Origin of the sequence: Micromonospora sp. NPDC023814 (genome assembly GCF_040639595.1) — a bacterium.
Taxonomy (GTDB): Bacteria; Actinomycetota; Actinomycetes; order Mycobacteriales; family Micromonosporaceae; genus Micromonospora.
Genome location: NZ_JBFAAF010000106.1, coordinates 1 through 17743 on the forward strand (window position 1 = coordinate 1; position 17743 = coordinate 17743).

A 17743-nucleotide genomic window follows, 5' to 3' on the forward strand; every position below is an offset into this window, starting at 1 on the left:
CACGCGACGACGCAGGCGCCGAAGCCCAAGCCATGGTGGCCCTGCCCGGGGTGCCGTGGGAGATTCGTAATCACCGCCGCGCCGGCCGGCCGCCGCCGCGGCCCGGTCAGCTTCCGCTGGTGGGGTACGACGGCCTGGCGCATCGACATCGGCGACCGCACGGTCCTGGTCGACCCCTTCCTCAGCCGCATCGACACCGGGCTGTTCAAGGGCGCCTTCGACGCGGCCGCGCCGCTGGAGGTCCGCACCGACGTGGTGGACTCCCTCGTGGACCGGGCCGAGACGGTGCTCGTCACGCACACCCACTGGGACCACTACATGGACGTGCCGCACATCGTCGGCCGCACCGGCGCCCGGGTCGTCGGCACGCTGACCGCCTACCACCTCGGGCTGGCGTACGGGCTGCCGTCGGGGAAGCTCAGCCCGGTCCGGGGCGGGGAGGTGCTGGACTTCGGCGCCTACACCGTGGAGGTGGTCAGCTCGCTGCACAGCCGCAACGCGTCGTACTCGATGGCGTTCCCCGGCGTACGGGTCAGCCAGCCGGCGCAGCCGGCCACCATCGCGGACCTGCCCGAGGGGGACACGCTGGCATACCAGGTGCGGGTGGCCGACGGACCGTCGTTGTTCTTCATGGGTGCGAGCGACTTCGTCGCGCGGAACCTGACCGGCCTCGCCCCCGACGTGGCCATGGTGGCGCTGCCGAGCACCACCGCCACCGCCGACTACGCCGAGCGGCTGCTCGACGCGCTGGACCGGCCGAAGGTCGTGGTGCCGGTGCACTTCGACAACTTCGAGACGGAGCTGCGCAACCCGGTGACCGTGGCGCCGAAGGACCGGGAGCGGCTCGACGGGCTGATCGCGGCGGTGCGGCGGGTCTCCCCGCGCAGCCGGGTGGTCGTGCCCGAGTACCACACCGCGTACCACTTCTGAGGGGACGGTGCGGTCGCGGCCCCCGGGCCGCGACCGCACGACCGGTCCGTCACCCGTTGACGGCCGACTCTCCCGGTCCTAGGGTTCCCGCTTAACGGTCGGGGCCGTAACTGTGGAGGCTTTGGTCGGCTCAGGGTGAACCCAGCCGGAAGGGCGCATGATGTCGGGAAATCTCTCGCGGCGGGCACTACTCGCCGGGCTCGGTGCGGTAACGGCGGCAGCCGTATCTCCTCGCGCGGCCATCGCCGCCCCCGACGGCGAACTAGGCGAGACGTTCGACGTCGCCATCACCGACCTCGGCGCGGCCTCCCGGGTGCTCAACTTCGGCAACGGCGTCCGCGTCGGCGACGAGATCTGGTTCGCCACCCGGCAGATCCTGCCCACCCGGGTCGCCGCGTACGACCTGACCCAGCGGCGGATCACCAAGACCGCCCTCATCCCCGGCGTACCCGGCCTCTGGGGCATCGACGCGGTCGGCTCCGACCTCTTCGTCTCCTCGTACTCCCCGGGCCTGCTGTTCAGGGTGGACACCGCCACCCTGGAGGTGACCCGGGTGCTGGACCTGAAGCAGGAGGTCGGCTGGACCGTCAAGGCGTCCCCGGACGGCAGGATCTTCGTCGGCACCTACCCCTCGGCCAAGCTCTGGGAGTACGACCCGGCGACCGGCCGGGCCACCGACCACGGTCGGATGGACCCCGACGACACCTACGTCCGCGACCTGGTCGCCACCGACACCACCGTCTACTGCGGCATCGGGTCCCACGCCGGCCTCGTCGCCTACGACCGGGCCACCGGCACCCGCGCCGACATCCTCCCCGCCGAACTGCGCGACCGCACCTTCGGCGCGGTCTGCCACCTCGCCGGCGACCACCTCGTCGTCGGCATCTCGCCCACGGCCGAGATCCTCGTCGTGGACACCCGCGACCACAGCCGCCACCAGATCCTCAAGACCCCGGACGACTCGTTCGTCGTCGGCATCACCAGCCGCGGCGACGAGATCTTCTACACCACCCGCCCGAGCGGGTCGCTCTACCGGTTCCGGCTCGGCGACACCGCGCCCACCCTCGTCGGCGTCCCGATCGCGGAGGCGTCGAACGTCCGGATCGGCTTCCTCGACGACGGCCGGCTCTGGGCCGTGCAGGCCGCCGGGGGCATCTTCCACGACCTCGACACCCGCACCACCGAGGCGCTGGACATGACTTCGCCGGACCTCGCCCCCACCCCCGAGCGGCCGATGTCCCTCTGCCACGCGGGCGACCGGATCGTGGTCGGCGGCACCCTCGGCGTGCAGGTCGTCTCCACCGAGGCCACGGCGGCCTTCGACACCTTCCGGGTGCCGTTCGGCGGCGAGGCGAAGGACATGGAGACGTACGGGGGCATGGTGCACATGGGCGTCTACACGCTGGCCCGCTACCTCACCCTGCCCGTCGACGGACGGGCCGCCACCGAGGTGGCCCGGGTCGACGCCGGGCAGGAACAGACCCGGCCGACGTCGCTGACCGTCGACCGGCGCCGTGGCCTGGTGCTGATGTCCACCGAGCCGGACTACGGCCGCTGGGAGGGCGCGCTCAACATCTACGATGGGCAGCGGATCCGCAGCTGGCGGGGCATCCTGCCGGACCAGACCGTGCAGTCGCTCTGCCCCGACCCGCACGGCGTCTTCCTCGGCGGCAGTATCCGCAACGGCTACGGCACCATCCCGACGACCAGCCGGGCCAGGCTCGGCTACTTCGACTACCACACCGAGCGCCTGGCCTGGCTCGTCGAGCCCACCTCGGGGGGCGTCATCGTGGACCTGAAGCTGATCGGCCGGGTGCTGGTCGGCGTCACCAGCGAGGGCGAGCTCTTCGCGCTGGACCCGCGTACCCGCGAGGTGCTCTGGCGGATCGACGTCGGCGCGGCCGGCGGCAAGCTGGCCGTCATCGACGACCGGGTGTTCGGCGTCGACGGCACCCGCCTCTGGACCGTGCCGGTGGGCCGCCGCGAGCCGGCGCTGACGGTGCTGGCGGACGGGCTGAACCAGTCCTGGTTCGGCGCCCCGGAGGTGGTCACGGACGGCGTGCGCGCCCTCTTCACCACCCGGGGCACCAACCTGATCCGGGTCGACCTGAGCTGACCGGTCGCCGCCACACGCTCGGGGCGCGCCGCTGACAGGGGGCGGCGCGCCCCGACCATGCTCGGTCGGCTCAGGGCGTCGCCAGCTCGGCGAGGGCGCGCACCGACCGCCAGTTGCGGGTGGTCGCCACCACGCCGAGCTTCTTCTCCAGGTAGTTGTTCGTGAACTTCGACCGGCCGTAGCCGCCGTCGGGGTAGTGCAGGTAGACCTCGCGCCCGGTGACCGTGAACGCGACGTTCTCGCCGCCGGGCACGGTCAGGGCGTCCACCGTGGACTTCTCGGGCGCGGTCGCGAGGAAGGCGACCAGCAGCCGCGTCGGGTCGTCCTCCCCGTCGGCGTACGGGTTGCCGCCGGCCACCGCCGCCAGCTCCCGGCCGCTGCGCACCAGCACCGGCACCGTCAGCCCCAGCTCGTCGGCGATCGCCCGCTCGATGCCCCGCGCCAGCGCCTCGGCGTCGCGTACGGTGCTGCCGAAGACCACGTTCCCGCTCTGGAGGTAGGTCTTCACGTCGTCGTGCCCGAGGCCGGCGACCAGCCGGCGCAGGTCGGCCATGCCGACCTGCGCGCCGCCGACGTTGACCCCGCGCAACAGCGCCACCCACCTGTCCATGCGACCTCCTCGACCCGGTATGGGCCAGCCTAGGGGCCGGCGGCCCGCCGGTCGGCCCGCGCGCCGGGTTGGCCTCGGTCCGCGCGCCGGCTCAGCGTCGGCTCGCGCGCCGGGTTGGCGTCGGACCGCGCGCCGGTTCAGCGGCGGCGGATGGCGGTGGAGTCGAGGCGGAAGCCGATGGTGCGGTCCACGATCCGGTCGACCAGGTCCGCCTTGCGCAGCCCGGCGACGCCCCGGAGCTCCAGGCCAGCGGCCAGCGCCCGCAGGTCACGGGCGGTCCAGCCGGAGAGGTACGCCGTACCGTCGGCGCGGCGGGACATGGCCGCCAGCGCGGCGCGGGCGCGGGCCGGGTCGGTCGCCGGCACCGCCCGCCGGGCGGACCGCGCGACCGGGCCCGCCGGATCCGCGGATGGGGCGACCGGACGTGCCGGCTGGCCGGCCGGACGCGGGGGTGCGGCGGTCCGACGGGCGGGGGGCACCGGGCGCGCGGCGGTGGGCGGACCGGGCGGGGCCCCGTCGAGCGGCACCACCGCGAGCCGGGCGCGCCCCTCGACCAGAGCGGCGAGGTCGGCGGCCGGCAGGTCCCGCAGCAGCGCGGTCAGCAGGTCGGTGACGTCGCGGCCCGGCCCGGTCACGCCACGATCCGCTCGGGCTGGAGGTGTTCGAGGAACTCCGTGGCGAGCTGACGCAGCTCGTCGCGGACCACCGGGGTGGTGATCCGGTCGCGCAGCACCACCGGCACGCCGCGCGGGGTGTTCGTGGCGAACGCCGTGACGTTCTCCCGCAGGGCGGTGGGGAAGACCGGCAGGCCGAGCGCACGGACCTGGTCCATGTAGCCCTGGTGCGCGGCGATCGGCCGCTGCGCCATCAGCTGGATCATGGTGAACACCACCCCGGCCACGCCGGGGGCGACCTTGTGGTGCCGGCGGGTGGTGGCGAACCGGCGGGCGTCGGCGTTGTAGTGGTCGACCAGCTCCCGGACGTTGCCGTGCAGGTAGTCGATGCCCAGCGTGGAGAGGTAGTCCGCCTTCGCGGGGATGAGCAGGTGGTCGCTGGCGATGATGGCCGACTGGGTGACCACGTTGAAGTTCGGCGGGCAGTCGATGAGCACCAGGTCGTAGCCGCCCAGCGCGTCGTCGTGCAGCCCCTCGGCGAGGGAGCCGCGCACCCGGAACAGCTCGGCGTCGTACTCCTCGCCGTCGGCCACGCCCCGGGCCAGGGTCAGGTCGATGTCGACGAGCTGGAGGTGGGACGCGATCAGGTCGAGGCGGCCGGCGCCGGTGAGCCGCGCGTTGGCCGGGCCGGGGGAGACGACCAGCTCGCCCAGGGTCACCGCCGGGGTGTCCCCGCGCAGCCCGTCGTACCAGCGCTTCACCGTCCGGCCGTCGCGCAGCCGCTCCCGCCAGTCGTCGGGTTCGTAGAAGCCGAACGTCAGGCTGGCCTGCGGGTCGAGGTCGATGAGCAGCACCTTCATGCCCCGGTTGGCCAGTTCGGCCCCGAGGTTGGCGGTGACGGTGGTCTTGCCGACCCCGCCCTTGTAGTTGATCACGGACACCACGTACATCGGCGGCACCTCCCCGACCGGGAACGGTAGCGGGCGGGCGATCCTCGTGCGGACCCGCTCCGGCCCACGCGGGCACCGAACGGGCAGGGCGGTCGACGCGGCCGGGGACCAGAGAATCGGCGCCTGATCGGCCGCCGGGTGCTGATCTCTCCGGCTGTTAGAGTCTGCGCTGCTCAGGTGCACGGTGTGGGGGAGGGATCGACGGTGGTGCCGTTCCGGGTCGCGCTGTCGCAACTGCTCAAGGCACGCTTCCCGATCCTCTACGTCGAGTCGTTCGAGGAACAGCGGGTTGTCGCCGAGGTCTGCGCGGTCGCCCAGGACGCCAGGGCGGTCCGCACGCCCCGCGCGGTGTGGACCTGGTCGCAGACGACGGGGTTCGTGCAGCCCGACGGCGTCGCCCGCAAGGGCACGACCGACCCCGAGGACGCGCTCGACGCGGCGCTGCGGGTTGACCACCCGAGCGTACTGATCTTCAAGGACCTGCACCCCGCGCACGGCGGCGGCGACCAGCGGGGCGGCCCCGGGGTGGTCCGCCGGCTGCGGGACCTGGCGGCGGCCTTCAAGGCCGGGCCGGTGCCGCGCACCCTCGTCCTCGTCTCGCCGGTGCTGCACATCCCGGTGGAGCTGGAGAAGGACGTGACCATCGTCGACTTCCCACTGCCCACCGAGGCGGAGATCCGGCGGGTGCTGGACGGGATGATCGCCGCCAACTCGGCCAGCGGCCGGATCCGGATGGGCCTGGACGACCTCGGCCGGGAGCGGTTCGCCAAGGCCGCGCTCGGGCTCACCCTGCACGAGGCGGAGAACGCGTTCGCCCGCGCCATGGTCAACGACGGGGTGCTCGACGACGGCGACCTCGCCGTGGTGCACGAGGAGAAGCGGCAGACCGTACGCAAGTCGGGGCTGCTGGAGTTCGTCGACGTCACCGTCGACCTCGCCGACGTCGGCGGGCTGGAGAACCTGAAGCGGTGGCTGGCCCGGCGGGACGGTTCCTGGCTGGCCGAGGCGGCGGCGTACGGGCTGCCCGCGCCCCGGGGCGTCCTGATCACCGGCGTGCCCGGCTGCGGCAAGTCGCTGACCGCGAAGGCGATCGCCGCGGCCTGGGGCCTGCCGCTGCTGCGGTTGGACGTCGGCCGGGTCTTCGCCGGGCTCGTCGGGTCGAGCGAACAGAACATGCGCACCGCCATCCGGACGGCCGAGGCGACCGCGCCGTGCGTGCTGTGGGTGGACGAGATCGAGAAGGGCTTCGCCGGCGGCGCCGGCGACTCCGGCACCTCCGCCCGGGTCTTCGGCTCCTTCCTGACCTGGATGCAGGAGAAGACGCGGCCCGTCTTCGTCATCGCGACCGCCAACGACTTCGAGGGGCTGCCCCCGGAGCTGCTCCGCAAGGGCCGTTTCGACGAGATCTTCTTCGTCGACCTGCCGACCCGCGCGGAGCGGGCGTCGATCTGGCGGGTCCACCTGGCCCGGCGGCTGCGCAACCCGGCCGTCGCCGGCGGCCTGGCCCTCGACGACGCCCTGCTCGGCGAGCTGGCCGGGCTCAGCGAGGGCTACTCGGGGGCCGAGATCGAGCAGGCCGTCGTCGGCGGGCTCTTCGACGCGTTCGCCGAGCGGCGTCCGCTGCGCCGCGACGACCTGGTCCGGGCGCTGGTCAGCATGGTGCCGCTCAGCGTCACCCAGGCGGAACGGATCGACTCCGTACGCTCCTGGGCCGACACCCGTGCCGTCGCCGCCACCGCGGCCGAGGACTGGGACCTCGGCGGCCGTCCCGGTGGCCCGCGCGGCTCCCGCCCCGGCCCACCCCCGCAGCGGGGGCAGGGCGGACGGGCGGTCGAGTTCTAGTGTGTGCCTCGACTGGAAGGAGAAATGCCCGATGAGCGTCTCACTGATACTCCTGCCGCTGGCCGTCGCCGCCGTCGCCGCGACCCACGGCGCCACCGCAGGCCGGGACCGGGAGGGCCGCGTCGTCTGCCAGGTGCAGACCCGGATGCGGGACGAGACGCTGCTCGCCGCGGCGCTGCGCGACACGGATGCGGTGGTCGGCACCGACGGGGACGCGATCACCGCGGAGTGGGCCGGCGTGCGGGCGAGCTTCCGGCGCGGCGAGGTCGGCGTCTGGGCGGCGCACTTCACCGGCGAGGTCGACGAGCAGCGTGCGGTCGAGGCGGTGCGGGCCATCGACGCCGCCTACGGTCGGCAGGTCCAGCAGGCCGTGCTGGCGCGGCTGCGCGAGCAGGCCCCGGCCGCCGGCCTGCGCCTGGAGTCCGAGCAGGTCACCGAGGACGCGAGCGTCCGCCTGGTGTTCGCCGTGGAGGGCAGGTCCTGATGAGTGGGCAGCCGCGGATCGTGGTCACCGTCTCCAGCGAGGGCGTGGTGAGCGCCGAGACCCGGGACGTGCTCGGCGATCGCTGTCTCGACTACGTCGCCGTGCTGGAGGACCTGCTGGCGGCGCAGACGGTGAGCAGCGCGTACACCGCCGACCACGCCCGCGCCGCCGTGACGGCACGCCAGGAGCAGCGCGATGTCGAACGCGCCTAGCCCGGGTTGGCCGCAACCGGCCGCCCCGGGCCTGGCCGGCCCGGTGGGGAGCCTGAAATGGCGGGTGCTGCACAGTTGGTGGCTGCTGCTGCCGCTGTTCGGGTGCAGCTGCCTCGGCGGCTTCGGGTTCATCTACGTGGGGCTCCGCGCCGGGCGGCCGGCCTGGTGGATCCCCGGCATCGTCTACACGGTGGTGGGCTGGACGTCCTTCGTCGTCGTCGGCGAGACCGACAAGGAGGCCGCCGCCAGCGACTGGGCCGTCGGCGCGCTGCTGGCCGTCACGGCCGCCGGCATCCTGCACGCCGCGCTGATCAACTCGGCGTGGCTGCGCTGGCGGGCCGGCCACCGCCCCTGGTACGCCCCGCAGCCGGCGGCGCCGTGGCCCGGCGGCCCTAACCTGCCCGGCCCGCTGGCCCCGCCCCCCGGGTCGGCCCCCGCCGGTGCGTTCACGCCCGCCACCGGGCCCTACCCGCCCGCGTCGCCGGCGTACCCGCCCGCGTCACCGGCCTTTCCGCCGGGGGCGCCCGGGTATCCGTCGGCGCCGGCGTACCCGCCTTCCGCGCCGACCTACCCGCCCATGTCGGCGGGGTCGCTGCCGGCCGACCCGACGATGGTGCCGCACCAGCCCGTCGACTACTACGGGACCGGGCCGGTCGCGGCTCCCGTGTCCCGGCCCGGCCAACCGGTCGCGAGCCGGCCGTCCGGCGGGCCGGTGGACGTCAACGCCGCCGGCCCCGACGACCTTGCCGCGCTGCCGGGCTTCGACCCGCACCGCGCCCAGCAGGTGCTGGCCGAGCGGAACCGGCGGGGCGGGTTCGGCAGCCTGGCCGAGTTCGCCGCCGCCGCCAACCTGGCCCCTCACGAGTACGCGCGCCTGCGGGACGTCCTGGTCTGCGCCCCGCTCGCCGGCCCGGCGCCGGGGCAGCAACCGCCGCTCGGCCGGGTCCTCGATGTCTGAGAGTTCCCCGGCACCCGGCCTGGTATCCGAGCCGGCGCTCCGCCCGGTGCTCGGCCCGGCACCCCGCGCGAGGGGCGGGGCGGAGACCGTCGTCGTGGCCCGGTTCCTCGGCGCCACCCGGGCCGAGGGGCCGGGCGAGCGCACCGCCGTCTGGGTGCAGGGCTGCGCCATCCGCTGCCCCGGCTGCTTCAACCCGCACCTGTGGAGCTTCCGGGGCGGCGAGCGGGTGGCCCCGGCCGACCTGGTGCGGCGGGTGCTCGACGCCGGCACCGAGGGGCTGACGCTGCTGGGCGGCGAGCCCTTCGACCAGGCGGCCCCGCTGGCGGCGGTCGCCGCCGGCGTACGCGCGGCCGGGCGCTCGGTGATGACCTTCACCGGCTACACCAGAGCACAGCTGGACCGGGCGGTCGGCGCCGGTCGGGACGACGTCGCGGCGCTGCTCGCGGCGACCGACCTCCTCGTCGCCGGGCCGTTCCTGGCCGACCGGCTCGACACCCGGCGACCCTGGGTGGGCTCCACCAACCAGGAGTTCGTGCTGCTCGGCGACCGTTTCCCGGGCCTGCTCGACGCGGTGTCGGGCAGCCCGGACCGGGTCGAGGTCACCGTCGACGCCACCGGCGGGATCGCCGTGAACGGCTGGGCGGAGGTCGACGCCCTCGACGAACTGCTGGCGTCGGTGGCCCGTCCTCAGCCCCGCCGGGCGAGCTTCGAGCGGCGGTAGCCGTAGAAGGCGTAGATCAGCGCGCCGAGCACGAACCAGACCGCGAAGCGCAGCCACGTCACCGGGGCGAGGAAGGTGATCAGCCAGAGGGAGAAGAGGGCGCCGACCGCCGGCACCACCGGCATACCCGGCAGCCGGAACGTGCGCGGCGCGTCCGGACGGCGGTAGCGCAGCACGATCACCGAGACGCAGACCACCACGAAGGCCAGCAGGATGCCGATGTTGGTCAGCTCGGCGGCCTCCCGGATCGGCAGGAAGCCCGCGATCAGGGCCGAGCCGACGCCGACGATCCAGGTGACCCGGCTCGGCACCCGGCGGACCGGGTGCACCTTGGCGAACCAGCCCGGCAGCAGGCCGTCCCGGCTCATCGAGAACCACACCCGGGTGACGCCGAGCATGAAGGTGAACATCACGGTCAGGATGCCGATGATCGCGCCGACGGCGATCACGCTGGCCAGACCCGACAGGCCGACGGAGGCGAACGCGGAGGAGAAGCCGCTCTCCGGGTCGATGTCGCGGTAGTTCTGCATCCCCGTCAGCACCAGGGTGGCCAGCACGTAGAGGACCATCGAGATGGCCAGCGAGTAGAGGATCGCCTTGGGCATGTGCCGGCGGGCGTCCTTGGACTCCTCGGCGGCGGTGCTCATCGCGTCGTAGCCGAAGACCGCGAAGAAGACCGTGGCGGCGCCGGTGAACGCCCCGCTCAGCCCGAACGGGAAGAACGGCGAGTAGTTCGCGGTGTGGACGTGGAAGAAGCCGACCACGATGACCAGCAGCACCACGGCGACCTTCAACCCGACGACGAACGTCTCGAAGCGGGCGGCGGACTTGATGCCGAGGTTCAGCAGGAACGCGATGAACAGGCAGAGGATCACCGCGAAGAGGTCCACCACGTGCCCGTCGCCGGTGCCCGGGGCGCCCAGCATCCAGGCCGGCAGCTCCGCCCCCAGCTCGGTTACGAGGAACGAGAAGTAGCCGGAGATGCCGATGGCCACCACGGCCACGATCGCCGTGTACTCCAGCAGCAGGTCCCAGCCGATGAACCAGCCCACCGCCTCGCCGAGCACCGCGTACCCGTAGGTGTAGGCCGAGCCGGCCTTCGGGATCATGCCGGCGAACTCCGCGTACGACAGGGCGGCGGCCGCGCTGGCGAGCCCGGCGATCAGGAACGAGATCAGCACGGCCGGGCCGGCGGTCTCGCTCGCCACCGCTCCGGCCAGGGCGAAGATGCCGGCGCCGATGATGCCGCCCACCCCGATGGCGGTGAGCTGCCAGAGGCCGAGGGATCGGGCCAGCCCGCCGCCGCGCTCGTCGGCGATCTCCTCGACCGGCTTGCGGCGGAAGATGCCCGTGCCGCCGTCGCCCGCAGCGCTTCCCGCGGAGGTCATCGTCGTCCCCCTTCCGAACCCGCCCGGGCGGTCACCCGTGCGCCCCTGCCGGTACCCGCGAACGACGCGGGTAAATCTCCAACGAGGACGCCCGTGCCGGGGTGCGGCACGGGCTCACTCGGCGACCGGCAGCACCACCTCGTTGCGGCGCAGGAACCAGGGCTTCCACGGCGGGTCGAAGCGCGCGTACCGGACCGCGTCGGTGGGGCTCAGCCCGGCCGCGGTGACCGCCCGGCCGAGCGCGGTCGCCCGCCGGTCGAACGCCCGCGCCGTCCACCGGCCCCGGAACCGGACTGCGGCGGCGAGCTGCGCGGGGACCTGCCGGGTGTGGACGCGGGGGTCCGTCGGCTCGGGCAGCGTGTCGGGGGCGCAGGTCGCCGGCAGCACCAACCGCAGCAGCCAGCAGCCCGGCCGGTCGGCCTCCTCCTGGAGGTACGGCGCGGTCATCGCGATCGTCTCCGGGCCTTCCTCCCGCGTCGCGTTCCCGCTCGCGGCGCGGGGCCGGTTGGCACCCCCGACGTACGCGGCCAGCGGCCGGAAGCCGTCCCGGGCGGCCTGCTCGAACGTTCCCTCGACCTGCACCTCGGCGACCAGGTACGGCGGATAGCGGCGCAGCTCGAAGCCGGGGTGCCGGGTCACCACCCGGTACGGCTGCTGCTCGGTCATCGCGCGCTCCCCGTGCCCAGGGCCCCGTCGAACGCAACGCTACCGTCCGTCGACCTCCGGCTCAGGAGAAGTCGCATCCTCCGGCCAGGGACGCATGCCCGACCGGGTCAGCCGCCAGTACTGCCGTCTGCGCTCGTCCCGGACCACCACCCCGGAGCGGGCCAGCTCGCCGCGCAGCTCCCGGGCCTCGCCGCCCCGGTCGTCGTCGAGCGCCTTCTGCCGGGCCCGCAGCAGCGCGTCCGCGCCGACCGGCAGGCCGGGCAGCCCCGGCACCCACCGCCGGTACGCGTCCCGGTGCGGGTCGGCCTCGGCCCACGGCCAGCCGTGCGCGCGGAAGGCGGCGCGCAGCCGGTCGGGGGCCAGGTCGGACTTCTCCCGGGCCAGTTCCCCGTCGTCCGGGCCGAGCAGCACCAGGTCCCTGCCGTCGAGGAACACCGCGCGCACTCCCCGCCGCTCGACCTCGCGGCGGGTGTCGCCGCGGCGCAGCGCCACCCGCTCGACGCCGACGGTGACGGCGAGCCGCTCGGCGGTGCCGATGGCGGCGACCAGCAGGCCGCCCAGCGCGCCGACCGCCAGCCCGCCGATGCTCGCCTGCGGGTCGGGCAGCCCGGCGACCAGCCCGAACAGCTTCTGTGCCGGGGCCCAGGGCAGCTCGGCGAGCCACCCCGCGCCCGCGGTGATCAGCCACCCGGCGCCCGCGCCGAGCGCCGGGAAGCCGCCCCAGAGCAGCGCCAGCTCCGCCACGCCGCCGTCGACGACGGTGGGAGCGCCGTGGCCGACCACCGTCACGCCACCTCGCGGCGCAGCGTGCGGACCAGCCCGGCGACCAGCGGGACGACCAGCCAGACCAGCAGCGACACGCCGAGCCGCGCCCACTGCCCGGCGGTCACGTCCGGGGTGAACAGCGGTTCCATGGTGCGGCCCGTGTCCAGCCAGCCCGCCGGACCCTCGAGGTGCCGGATCAGCCCGCCGAGGATCGACCAGAGGGTCGGCAGCAGCAGGTAGCCGACGATGGCCAGCGGCGTGTTGAGCAGCAGCAGGCCGAAGCCGGCACCCATCAGCACGCTGGCCACCTGGAGCACCACCGCGTGCAGCAGCAGCGACCCCTCGAAGCGCCAGGTGCCCGCGCCGCCGGTGACCCCGGCGACCAGCGTGCCCGCGGCGGCCACGCCGAGGCTGACCAGCACCGACGCCAGGGCGGCCAGCACCATCGCGGCCAGCTTGGCCGCGATCACCCGCCCGCGACGGGGCACCAGGGCGAACGTGGTCAGCGCGGTGCGCTGCGACCACTCCGCGGTGACCGACAGAATGCCCAGCACCGGCAGCAGCAACCCGACCGGCAGCAGCGTCGGGAGGAAGAAGCTGGCGAAGGTCTGGTCGGCGTCGGTCGCCCAGACGAGCTGGACCACGACGAGGGCGGCGGCGAGCAGCCCGATGGTGATCAGCAGCCACAGCCCGGCCCGGGTGTCGACGAGCTTGCGCAGCTCCACCCCGGTGAGCCGGAGCAGCGACGGTCGGCGTACCGCCGGACGATGGTCGGGTGCGACGGTGGGCGAGGTGGCGGTGGTGGTGGTCATCGGACGGCCTCCCGGGTCGACGCGCCGGCGGTCAGGGTGAGGAAGAGCTGTTCCAGGCCGCCGCTGCCGGCGGCGCGCAGCTCGGTGAGGGCGACGCCGGCGTCGGCGGCGGCCTGCCCGACCGCCTCGGCGTCGGCGCGGACCAGCAGCCCGTCGGTGCCCTCGGTGACCGGGAGCCCGGCCCGGTCCAGCGCGCCGCGCAGCGCCGCCGCGTTCCGCGCCCGGACCAGGGTGCCGCCGCCGGCCAGCAGCTCGTCCTTGTCGCCCTGGGCCACGATCCGGCCGCCCCCGATGACCACCAGCCGGTCCGCGACCGCCTCCACCTCGCGCAGCAGGTGGGAGGAGAGCAGCACGGTGCCGCCCCGGTCGGCGAAGTCGCGCAGCAGGCCGCGCATCCAGAAGATCCCCTCCGGGTCCAGGCCGTTGGCCGGCTCGTCGAGGATCAGCACCCGCGGGTCGCCCAGCAGCGCGTGTGCCAGGCCGAGCCGCTGCCGCATCCCCAGCGAGTACGCCCGGACCCGGCGCCTGGCCGCGACCGCGTTCAGCCCGACCAGGTCGAGCGTGGCGGCCACCCGCCGGCGGTCCACGCCCATGGTCGCGGCGGCGACCGCCAGCGCCTCCCGCCCGGTGCGCCCGGCGTGCTGGGCCGAGGCGTCCAGCAGCACGCCGACCTCCCGGCCCGGGTCGGGCAGCTCCCGGTACGGCCGGCCGGCGACCGTGGCGCTGCCCCCGCTGGGCGGGGTCAGGCCGCAGATCATCCGCATGGTGGTGGACTTGCCGGCGCCGTTCGGCCCGAGGAAGCCGGTGACGGTGCCCGGCTCGCAGCGGAACGACACGTCGTCGACGGCCGTGTGCCGCCCGTACCGTTTGGTGAGGTGTTCCACGTCGATCATGTCGGTCAGGCTGCCCGCGCCGGCCGGCTGCCCGCAGCGGCCGAGGGTCTCGCCCGGCGGCTACCTTGGTCGACGCGGAGGTCTCGACTTTGGTAGCTGGCCGGCGTCCGGGGCGGCTGCCTAGCATGGCGGCGTGACCAGCGCGGCCGTACCCGACCATCCCTGGCTGCTGCCGGGGGCCCTCGCCGGGGCGGCCGGGCGGAGTCGGCGGACCACCCGGGACTGGCTCGTCGACAGCCTCTGCTTCCTGCTCGGCCTCGGCTGGGTCCTGCTCATCACGGCGGACGCCGCCGCGCCCGACCCGGAATTCGCCACCCCGCTGCCGCAGCGCTGGATGGTCCCGGTCGACGCCCTGCTCGGGCTCGTCTGCTGCGTGCTGCTCTGGGTGCGGCGCCGGTGGCCGTTGGGGCTGGCCGTCGCGACCCTGCCGCTGACCCTCTTCTCGATGGCGTCGGCGGTCCCGCTGTTGATCATCTATTTCACCGTCGTGGTGCACCGCCGCACGGCCGTCGCGCTGGGGATCACCGCCGCCGGTCTGGTCACCAACTTCTTCTTCAGCTACCTGCGTCCCGATCCCCACCTGCCGTACTGGGTGACGACCGTCTGGGGCGTGGTGCTCAGCCTCTCCGTGCTCGCGTGGGGCATGTTCGTCCGGGCGCGGCGGCAGCTCGTCGTGTCGCTGCGGGAGCGCGCCGAGCGGGCCGAGGCGGAGCAGCGGTTGCGGGTGACCCAGGCCCGGCACCTGGAGCGCACGCGGATCGCCCGGGAGATGCACGACGTGCTGGCGCACCGGATCTCGCTGCTCAGCCTGCACGCCGGGGCGCTGGAGTTCCGGCCGGACGCCGCGCCGGAGGAGGTGGCGAGGGCGGCGGGCGTGATCCGGGGCAGCGCGCACGCCGCGTTGCAGGACCTGCGTGAGGTGATCGGGGTGCTCCGCGCGGAGACCGCCGCGGAGGAGGACCCGGAGCGCCCGCAGCCCACCCTGGGCGACCTGCCGGGGCTCATCGAGGAGTCCCGGTCGGCCGGGGTGCGGGTCAGCGTCCGCGACGTGGTCACGGCGGCGGAACGGGTGCCCGTGGCGGCGGGGCGCAGCGTCTACCGGATCGTGCAGGAGGGGCTGACCAACGCCCGCAAGCACGCCGCCGGGGCCACGGTCACCGTCGACGTCGGCGGCGGCCCCGGCGACGGGTTGACCGTGGAGATCCGCAACCGGTGGCCGGTCGGCAGCATCACCGGCCCGGAGATCCCTGGCGCGGGCACCGGCCTGGTCGGCATCGCCGAACGGGTCAGCCTGGCCGGCGGTCGGCTGGAGCACGGGCGGGACGACTCGGGCGACTTCCGGCTGGCCGCCTGGCTGCCGTGGCCGGCGTGACCGGGCCGGCGACGGCCGCCACCGAGGGGCCGGTGCGGGTGCTGATCGTCGACGACGACGCGCTGGTCCGGGCCGGGCTGTCGATGATCCTCGGCGGCGTGCCGGACGTGCTCGTGGTCGGTGAGGCCGCCGACGGCAGCGAGGTGCCCGACGCGGTGGCCGCGTGCGCGCCGGACGTGGTGCTGATGGACATCCGGATGCCCCGGCTCGACGGGCTCGCCGCCACCGAGAAACTGCGGGCGTCGCCCGACCCGCCGGAGGTGCTGGTGCTGACCACCTTCGACGCCGACGAGCAGGTGCTCCGGGCGTTGCGGGCCGGGGCCGGCGGCTTCCTGCTCAAGGACACCCCGCCCGCCGAGATCGTGCGGGCGGTACGCCGGGTGGCGGCCGGGGAGGCCACCCTCTCCCCGGCGGTCACCCGGCGGCTGATCGACCACGTGACGACCCCCCGCGCGCCCGGTGGCCCCCTCCCCCGCCGGGAGCGCGCGCTGCGGCAGCTCGCCGGGCTCAGCGAGCGGGAACGCGAGGTCGCCGTCGCGCTCGGGCAGGGCCGGACCAACGCCGAGATCGCCGGCGAGCTGTTCATGAGCGTCGCCACCGTCAAGGCGTACGTGTCGCGGCTGCTGGTCAAGCTCGACCTGAACAACCGGGTCCAGGTCGCCCTGCTGGTTCACGACGCCGGCCTGGTCTGAGCCGCGACCCACTCCCGGCGGATACACTCATCCGTGAGGGTTTCGCCCTTGGAACTATCAAGGATGGTTGCATGGACGGGTTCGTTGGGCGTGACCGGGAACTGGCTCAGCTGAGCCGGATGCTGGGCCGGGTGAGCGACGGTGGGCGTGCCGGCCGCCCGGGACGCGCTCTGCTGATGCGCGGCCGGCGACGGGTCGGCAAGTCGCGGCTTGTCGAGGAGTTCGTCGAGCGGGCGGGCGTGCCGCACCTATTCTTCACGGCATCGGCGCAGCCCACGGCGGCCGCTGACCTCGCCTTGTTCGGCGAGGCGATGGTGGGCTCCACACTGCCCGACGCATCCCTCTTCGCCGCGCAGCAACCACGGACCTGGGACGCAGCACTCACCCTGCTTGCGGCCGCGCTGCCGACAGACCGACCCAGCGTGGTCGTCCTGGACGAGATGCCCTACCTGATCGCCACCGACCCCGGCTTCGAGGGGACCCTGCAGAAGGTCTTCGACCGGGAGCTGTCCCGTCGACCGGTGCTGCTGATCTGCATCGGCTCGGATCTGGCGATGATGGAGGCGCTGAACGACTACGGCCGACCGTTTCACCAGCGGGCCACCGAGATGGTCATTCCACCGCTCAGCCCGACTGACGTCCAGGCCATGGTCGGTCTGTCGGCCGCTGAGGCGTTCGACGCCTTCCTGGTCTCCGGCGGGTTACCCCTGATCCTCGACGAATGGCCCGCCGGCGCATCGTTGCGCGACTATCTCGCAGACGCGGTGACCGATCCGACCTCCGCGCTGCTCGTCAGCGGAGAGCGGGCGTTGGCGGCGGAGTTTCCCGCACCGACGCAGGCCGGCGTGGTGTTGCGGGCGATCGGCTCCGGGGAGCGAACCTTCTCGTCGATCGCCCGAGCGGCCGGCGACCTCCCCCAGGCATCCCTGAGCAGGGCCCTCCGTCTGCTGACCGACAAACGGATCGTCGACGCATCCCTTCCGCTGTCGACGAAGCCGTCTCGAGAGACCAGGTACGCGGTCGCCGATCCGTACCTGCGGTTCTGGCTGTCCTTCCTGGGCCCCCATCTGCCGGAGATCGAGCGCGGCCGTGGCGATCTCACCCTGGCCAGGATCACCTCGTCCTGGACGTCCTGGCGGGGGCGGGCGATCGAACCAGTCGTGCGGGAGGCGCTGCGACGGCTGCCCGACGGCTACCTGCCCGAGGGCACCGCGGTGGTGGGCGGCTACTGGACGCGGACGAACGATCCGGAGATCGACCTGGTCGGCGCCGATCGTGAGCCGATCGCAACGCGGATCACCGTCGTCGGATCGGTGAAGTGGCTGGAGAATCGTCCCTTCGACGTGCACGACCTGAATCGCCTGCTGCTGCACCGGTCCCGGCTGCCCGGGGCCGACGAGCAGGTGCCGCTGGTCGCGGTGTCCCGCAGCGGGACGACCGTCGAGGGAGTGCGGTCGTTGTCGCCGGAAGACCTGCTCGCCGCCTATCGGGATTGAACCGTCCGTAGCCGTTGCCGAGGATGCGGCGCGGCGGGTCAGCCGCCCCGTTGCCGGAGCGCGGGAGGCCTGCCGTGCTGAGCGGAGGTACGCCCGCTCGCGCGACCCGGGGCACGGCGACGCCGGCCCGGGGCGCGGGAATTTCCCACAGACGAGGTCGTTGCCCGGCGTCGTGCCGCACCACGGACAGGCACGGGCCGCGAACCGGTGGCCGCTGCAGGA

The 17743-nt window shown here is 74.2% G+C and carries 18 protein-coding genes; 10 read left to right on the top strand and 8 right to left on the bottom strand.

Annotated elements, in window-relative coordinates:
* The coding region (locus AB0G14_RS32335) for an MBL fold metallo-hydrolase (protein WP_357704036.1) at window positions 1-930 on the top strand (930 nt) is incomplete at its 5' end.
* Window positions 931-1087: 157 nt separating this feature from the next.
* Window positions 1088-3046 carry a hypothetical protein gene (locus tag AB0G14_RS32340; RefSeq protein ID WP_357704038.1) on the top strand — a complete coding sequence of 653 codons (1959 nt, stop codon included), beginning with the start codon at window positions 1088-1090 and terminating at the stop codon, window positions 3044-3046.
* Between the two features lie 70 nt (window positions 3047-3116).
* Here AB0G14_RS32340 and AB0G14_RS32345 read toward each other — a convergent pair whose 3' ends face one another.
* The 3 genes from AB0G14_RS32345 to AB0G14_RS32355 all read right to left on the bottom strand — a co-directional run bounded on the left by AB0G14_RS32345 (window position 3117) and on the right by AB0G14_RS32355 (window position 5220).
* Window positions 3117-3656 carry a DUF1697 domain-containing protein gene (locus tag AB0G14_RS32345; RefSeq protein ID WP_357704040.1) on the bottom strand — a complete coding sequence of 180 codons (540 nt, stop codon included), beginning with the start codon at window positions 3654-3656 and terminating at the stop codon, window positions 3117-3119.
* 137 nt (window positions 3657-3793) lie between these two features.
* Window positions 3794-4291, bottom strand: coding sequence for a hypothetical protein (locus tag AB0G14_RS32350; protein WP_357704042.1), 498 nt, complete (start codon window positions 4289-4291; stop codon window positions 3794-3796).
* Window positions 4288-5220: an AAA family ATPase gene (locus AB0G14_RS32355; RefSeq protein WP_357704044.1), complete on the bottom strand. Its 933-nt coding sequence runs from the start codon at window positions 5218-5220 to the stop codon at window positions 4288-4290. The genes AB0G14_RS32350 and AB0G14_RS32355 overlap by 4 nt, the downstream gene beginning before the upstream one ends.
* A 186-nt stretch (window positions 5221-5406) precedes the next feature.
* Between AB0G14_RS32355 and AB0G14_RS32360 the strand changes: the two genes are divergently transcribed.
* Genes AB0G14_RS32360 through AB0G14_RS32380 form a run of 5 tightly spaced genes read left to right on the top strand, consistent with a single transcriptional unit; the run spans window position 5407 to window position 9437 of the window.
* The gene (locus AB0G14_RS32360; RefSeq protein WP_357704046.1) at window positions 5407-7062 is read left to right on the top strand and encodes an AAA family ATPase; all 1656 of its coding nucleotides are present in this window, start codon (window positions 5407-5409) and stop codon (window positions 7060-7062) included.
* Window positions 7063-7093: 31 nt separating this feature from the next.
* Window positions 7094-7546 (top strand): hypothetical protein, encoded by a 453-nt coding sequence (locus tag AB0G14_RS32365; protein ID WP_357704048.1) that lies wholly within the window; start codon window positions 7094-7096, stop codon window positions 7544-7546.
* A complete protein-coding gene (locus AB0G14_RS32370) occupies window positions 7546-7758 on the top strand; it encodes a DUF2997 domain-containing protein (RefSeq protein WP_357704050.1) in 213 nt (70 codons plus the stop codon). The genes AB0G14_RS32365 and AB0G14_RS32370 overlap by 1 nt, the downstream gene beginning before the upstream one ends.
* Window positions 7742-8716, top strand: coding sequence for a helix-hairpin-helix domain-containing protein (locus AB0G14_RS32375; RefSeq protein WP_357704051.1), 975 nt, complete (start codon window positions 7742-7744; stop codon window positions 8714-8716). The genes AB0G14_RS32370 and AB0G14_RS32375 overlap by 17 nt, the downstream gene beginning before the upstream one ends.
* Window positions 8709-9437: a 4Fe-4S cluster-binding domain-containing protein gene (locus AB0G14_RS32380; RefSeq protein ID WP_357704053.1), complete on the top strand. Its 729-nt coding sequence runs from the start codon at window positions 8709-8711 to the stop codon at window positions 9435-9437. The genes AB0G14_RS32375 and AB0G14_RS32380 overlap by 8 nt, the downstream gene beginning before the upstream one ends.
* On the opposite strand, the gene AB0G14_RS32385 is transcribed toward AB0G14_RS32380, so the two are convergent.
* From AB0G14_RS32385 to AB0G14_RS32405, 5 genes are all read right to left on the bottom strand, one after another.
* A complete protein-coding gene (locus AB0G14_RS32385; RefSeq protein ID WP_357704055.1) occupies window positions 9404-10825 on the bottom strand; it encodes an amino acid permease in 1422 nt (473 codons plus the stop codon). The two genes, AB0G14_RS32380 and AB0G14_RS32385, sit on opposite strands and share 34 nt — an antisense overlap.
* A 114-nt stretch (window positions 10826-10939) precedes the next feature.
* Window positions 10940-11491 (bottom strand): heme-binding protein, encoded by a 552-nt coding sequence (locus tag AB0G14_RS32390; protein ID WP_357704057.1) that lies wholly within the window; start codon window positions 11489-11491, stop codon window positions 10940-10942.
* Window positions 11492-11530: 39 nt separating this feature from the next.
* On the bottom strand, window positions 11531-12280 hold the full coding sequence (locus tag AB0G14_RS32395; RefSeq protein WP_357704059.1) for a hypothetical protein: 750 nt from the start codon (window positions 12278-12280) through the stop codon (window positions 11531-11533).
* Complete coding sequence (locus AB0G14_RS32400; RefSeq protein WP_357704061.1) at window positions 12277-13068, bottom strand: ABC transporter permease; 792 nt, start codon at window positions 13066-13068, stop codon at window positions 12277-12279. Before AB0G14_RS32400 ends, AB0G14_RS32395 begins: the two co-directional genes overlap by 4 nt.
* A complete protein-coding gene (locus AB0G14_RS32405; RefSeq protein WP_357704063.1) occupies window positions 13065-13961 on the bottom strand; it encodes an ATP-binding cassette domain-containing protein in 897 nt (298 codons plus the stop codon). Before AB0G14_RS32405 ends, AB0G14_RS32400 begins: the two co-directional genes overlap by 4 nt.
* A 133-nt stretch (window positions 13962-14094) precedes the next feature.
* On the opposite strand from AB0G14_RS32405, the gene AB0G14_RS32410 reads away from it, so the two are divergent.
* From AB0G14_RS32410 to AB0G14_RS32420, 3 genes are all read left to right on the top strand, one after another.
* Window positions 14095-15333 (top strand): histidine kinase, encoded by a 1239-nt coding sequence (locus AB0G14_RS32410; RefSeq protein WP_357704065.1) that lies wholly within the window; start codon window positions 14095-14097, stop codon window positions 15331-15333.
* A complete protein-coding gene (locus AB0G14_RS32415; RefSeq protein WP_357704067.1) occupies window positions 15330-16025 on the top strand; it encodes a response regulator transcription factor in 696 nt (231 codons plus the stop codon). Before AB0G14_RS32410 ends, AB0G14_RS32415 begins: the two co-directional genes overlap by 4 nt.
* Before the next feature lie 71 nt (window positions 16026-16096).
* Complete coding sequence (locus AB0G14_RS32420) at window positions 16097-17521, top strand: DUF234 domain-containing protein (protein ID WP_357704069.1); 1425 nt, start codon at window positions 16097-16099, stop codon at window positions 17519-17521.
* The last annotated feature ends 222 nt before the right edge of the window (window positions 17522-17743 follow it).

Excerpts from the sequence above, each read along its gene's own strand:
- AB0G14_RS32370 (WP_357704050.1), top strand. The coding sequence starts at position 7,546 with ATGAGTGGGCAGCCGCGGATCGTGGTCACCGTCTCCAGCGAGGGCGTG.
- AB0G14_RS32355 (WP_357704044.1), bottom strand. The coding sequence starts at position 5,220 with ATGTACGTGGTGTCCGTGATCAACTACAAGGGCGGGGTCGGCAAGACC.
- AB0G14_RS32345 (WP_357704040.1), bottom strand. The coding sequence starts at position 3,656 with ATGGACAGGTGGGTGGCGCTGTTGCGCGGGGTCAACGTCGGCGGCGCG.
- AB0G14_RS32385 (WP_357704055.1), bottom strand. The coding sequence starts at position 10,825 with ATGACCTCCGCGGGAAGCGCTGCGGGCGACGGCGGCACGGGCATCTTC.
- AB0G14_RS32340 (WP_357704038.1), top strand. The coding sequence starts at position 1,088 with ATGATGTCGGGAAATCTCTCGCGGCGGGCACTACTCGCCGGGCTCGGT.
- AB0G14_RS32420 (WP_357704069.1), top strand. The coding sequence starts at position 16,097 with ATGGACGGGTTCGTTGGGCGTGACCGGGAACTGGCTCAGCTGAGCCGG.
- AB0G14_RS32390 (WP_357704057.1), bottom strand. The coding sequence starts at position 11,491 with ATGACCGAGCAGCAGCCGTACCGGGTGGTGACCCGGCACCCCGGCTTC.
- AB0G14_RS32405 (WP_357704063.1), bottom strand. The coding sequence starts at position 13,961 with ATGATCGACGTGGAACACCTCACCAAACGGTACGGGCGGCACACGGCC.
- AB0G14_RS32400 (WP_357704061.1), bottom strand. The coding sequence starts at position 13,068 with ATGACCACCACCACCGCCACCTCGCCCACCGTCGCACCCGACCATCGT.
- AB0G14_RS32375 (WP_357704051.1), top strand. The coding sequence starts at position 7,742 with ATGTCGAACGCGCCTAGCCCGGGTTGGCCGCAACCGGCCGCCCCGGGC.
- AB0G14_RS32365 (WP_357704048.1), top strand. The coding sequence starts at position 7,094 with ATGAGCGTCTCACTGATACTCCTGCCGCTGGCCGTCGCCGCCGTCGCC.
- AB0G14_RS32380 (WP_357704053.1), top strand. The coding sequence starts at position 8,709 with ATGTCTGAGAGTTCCCCGGCACCCGGCCTGGTATCCGAGCCGGCGCTC.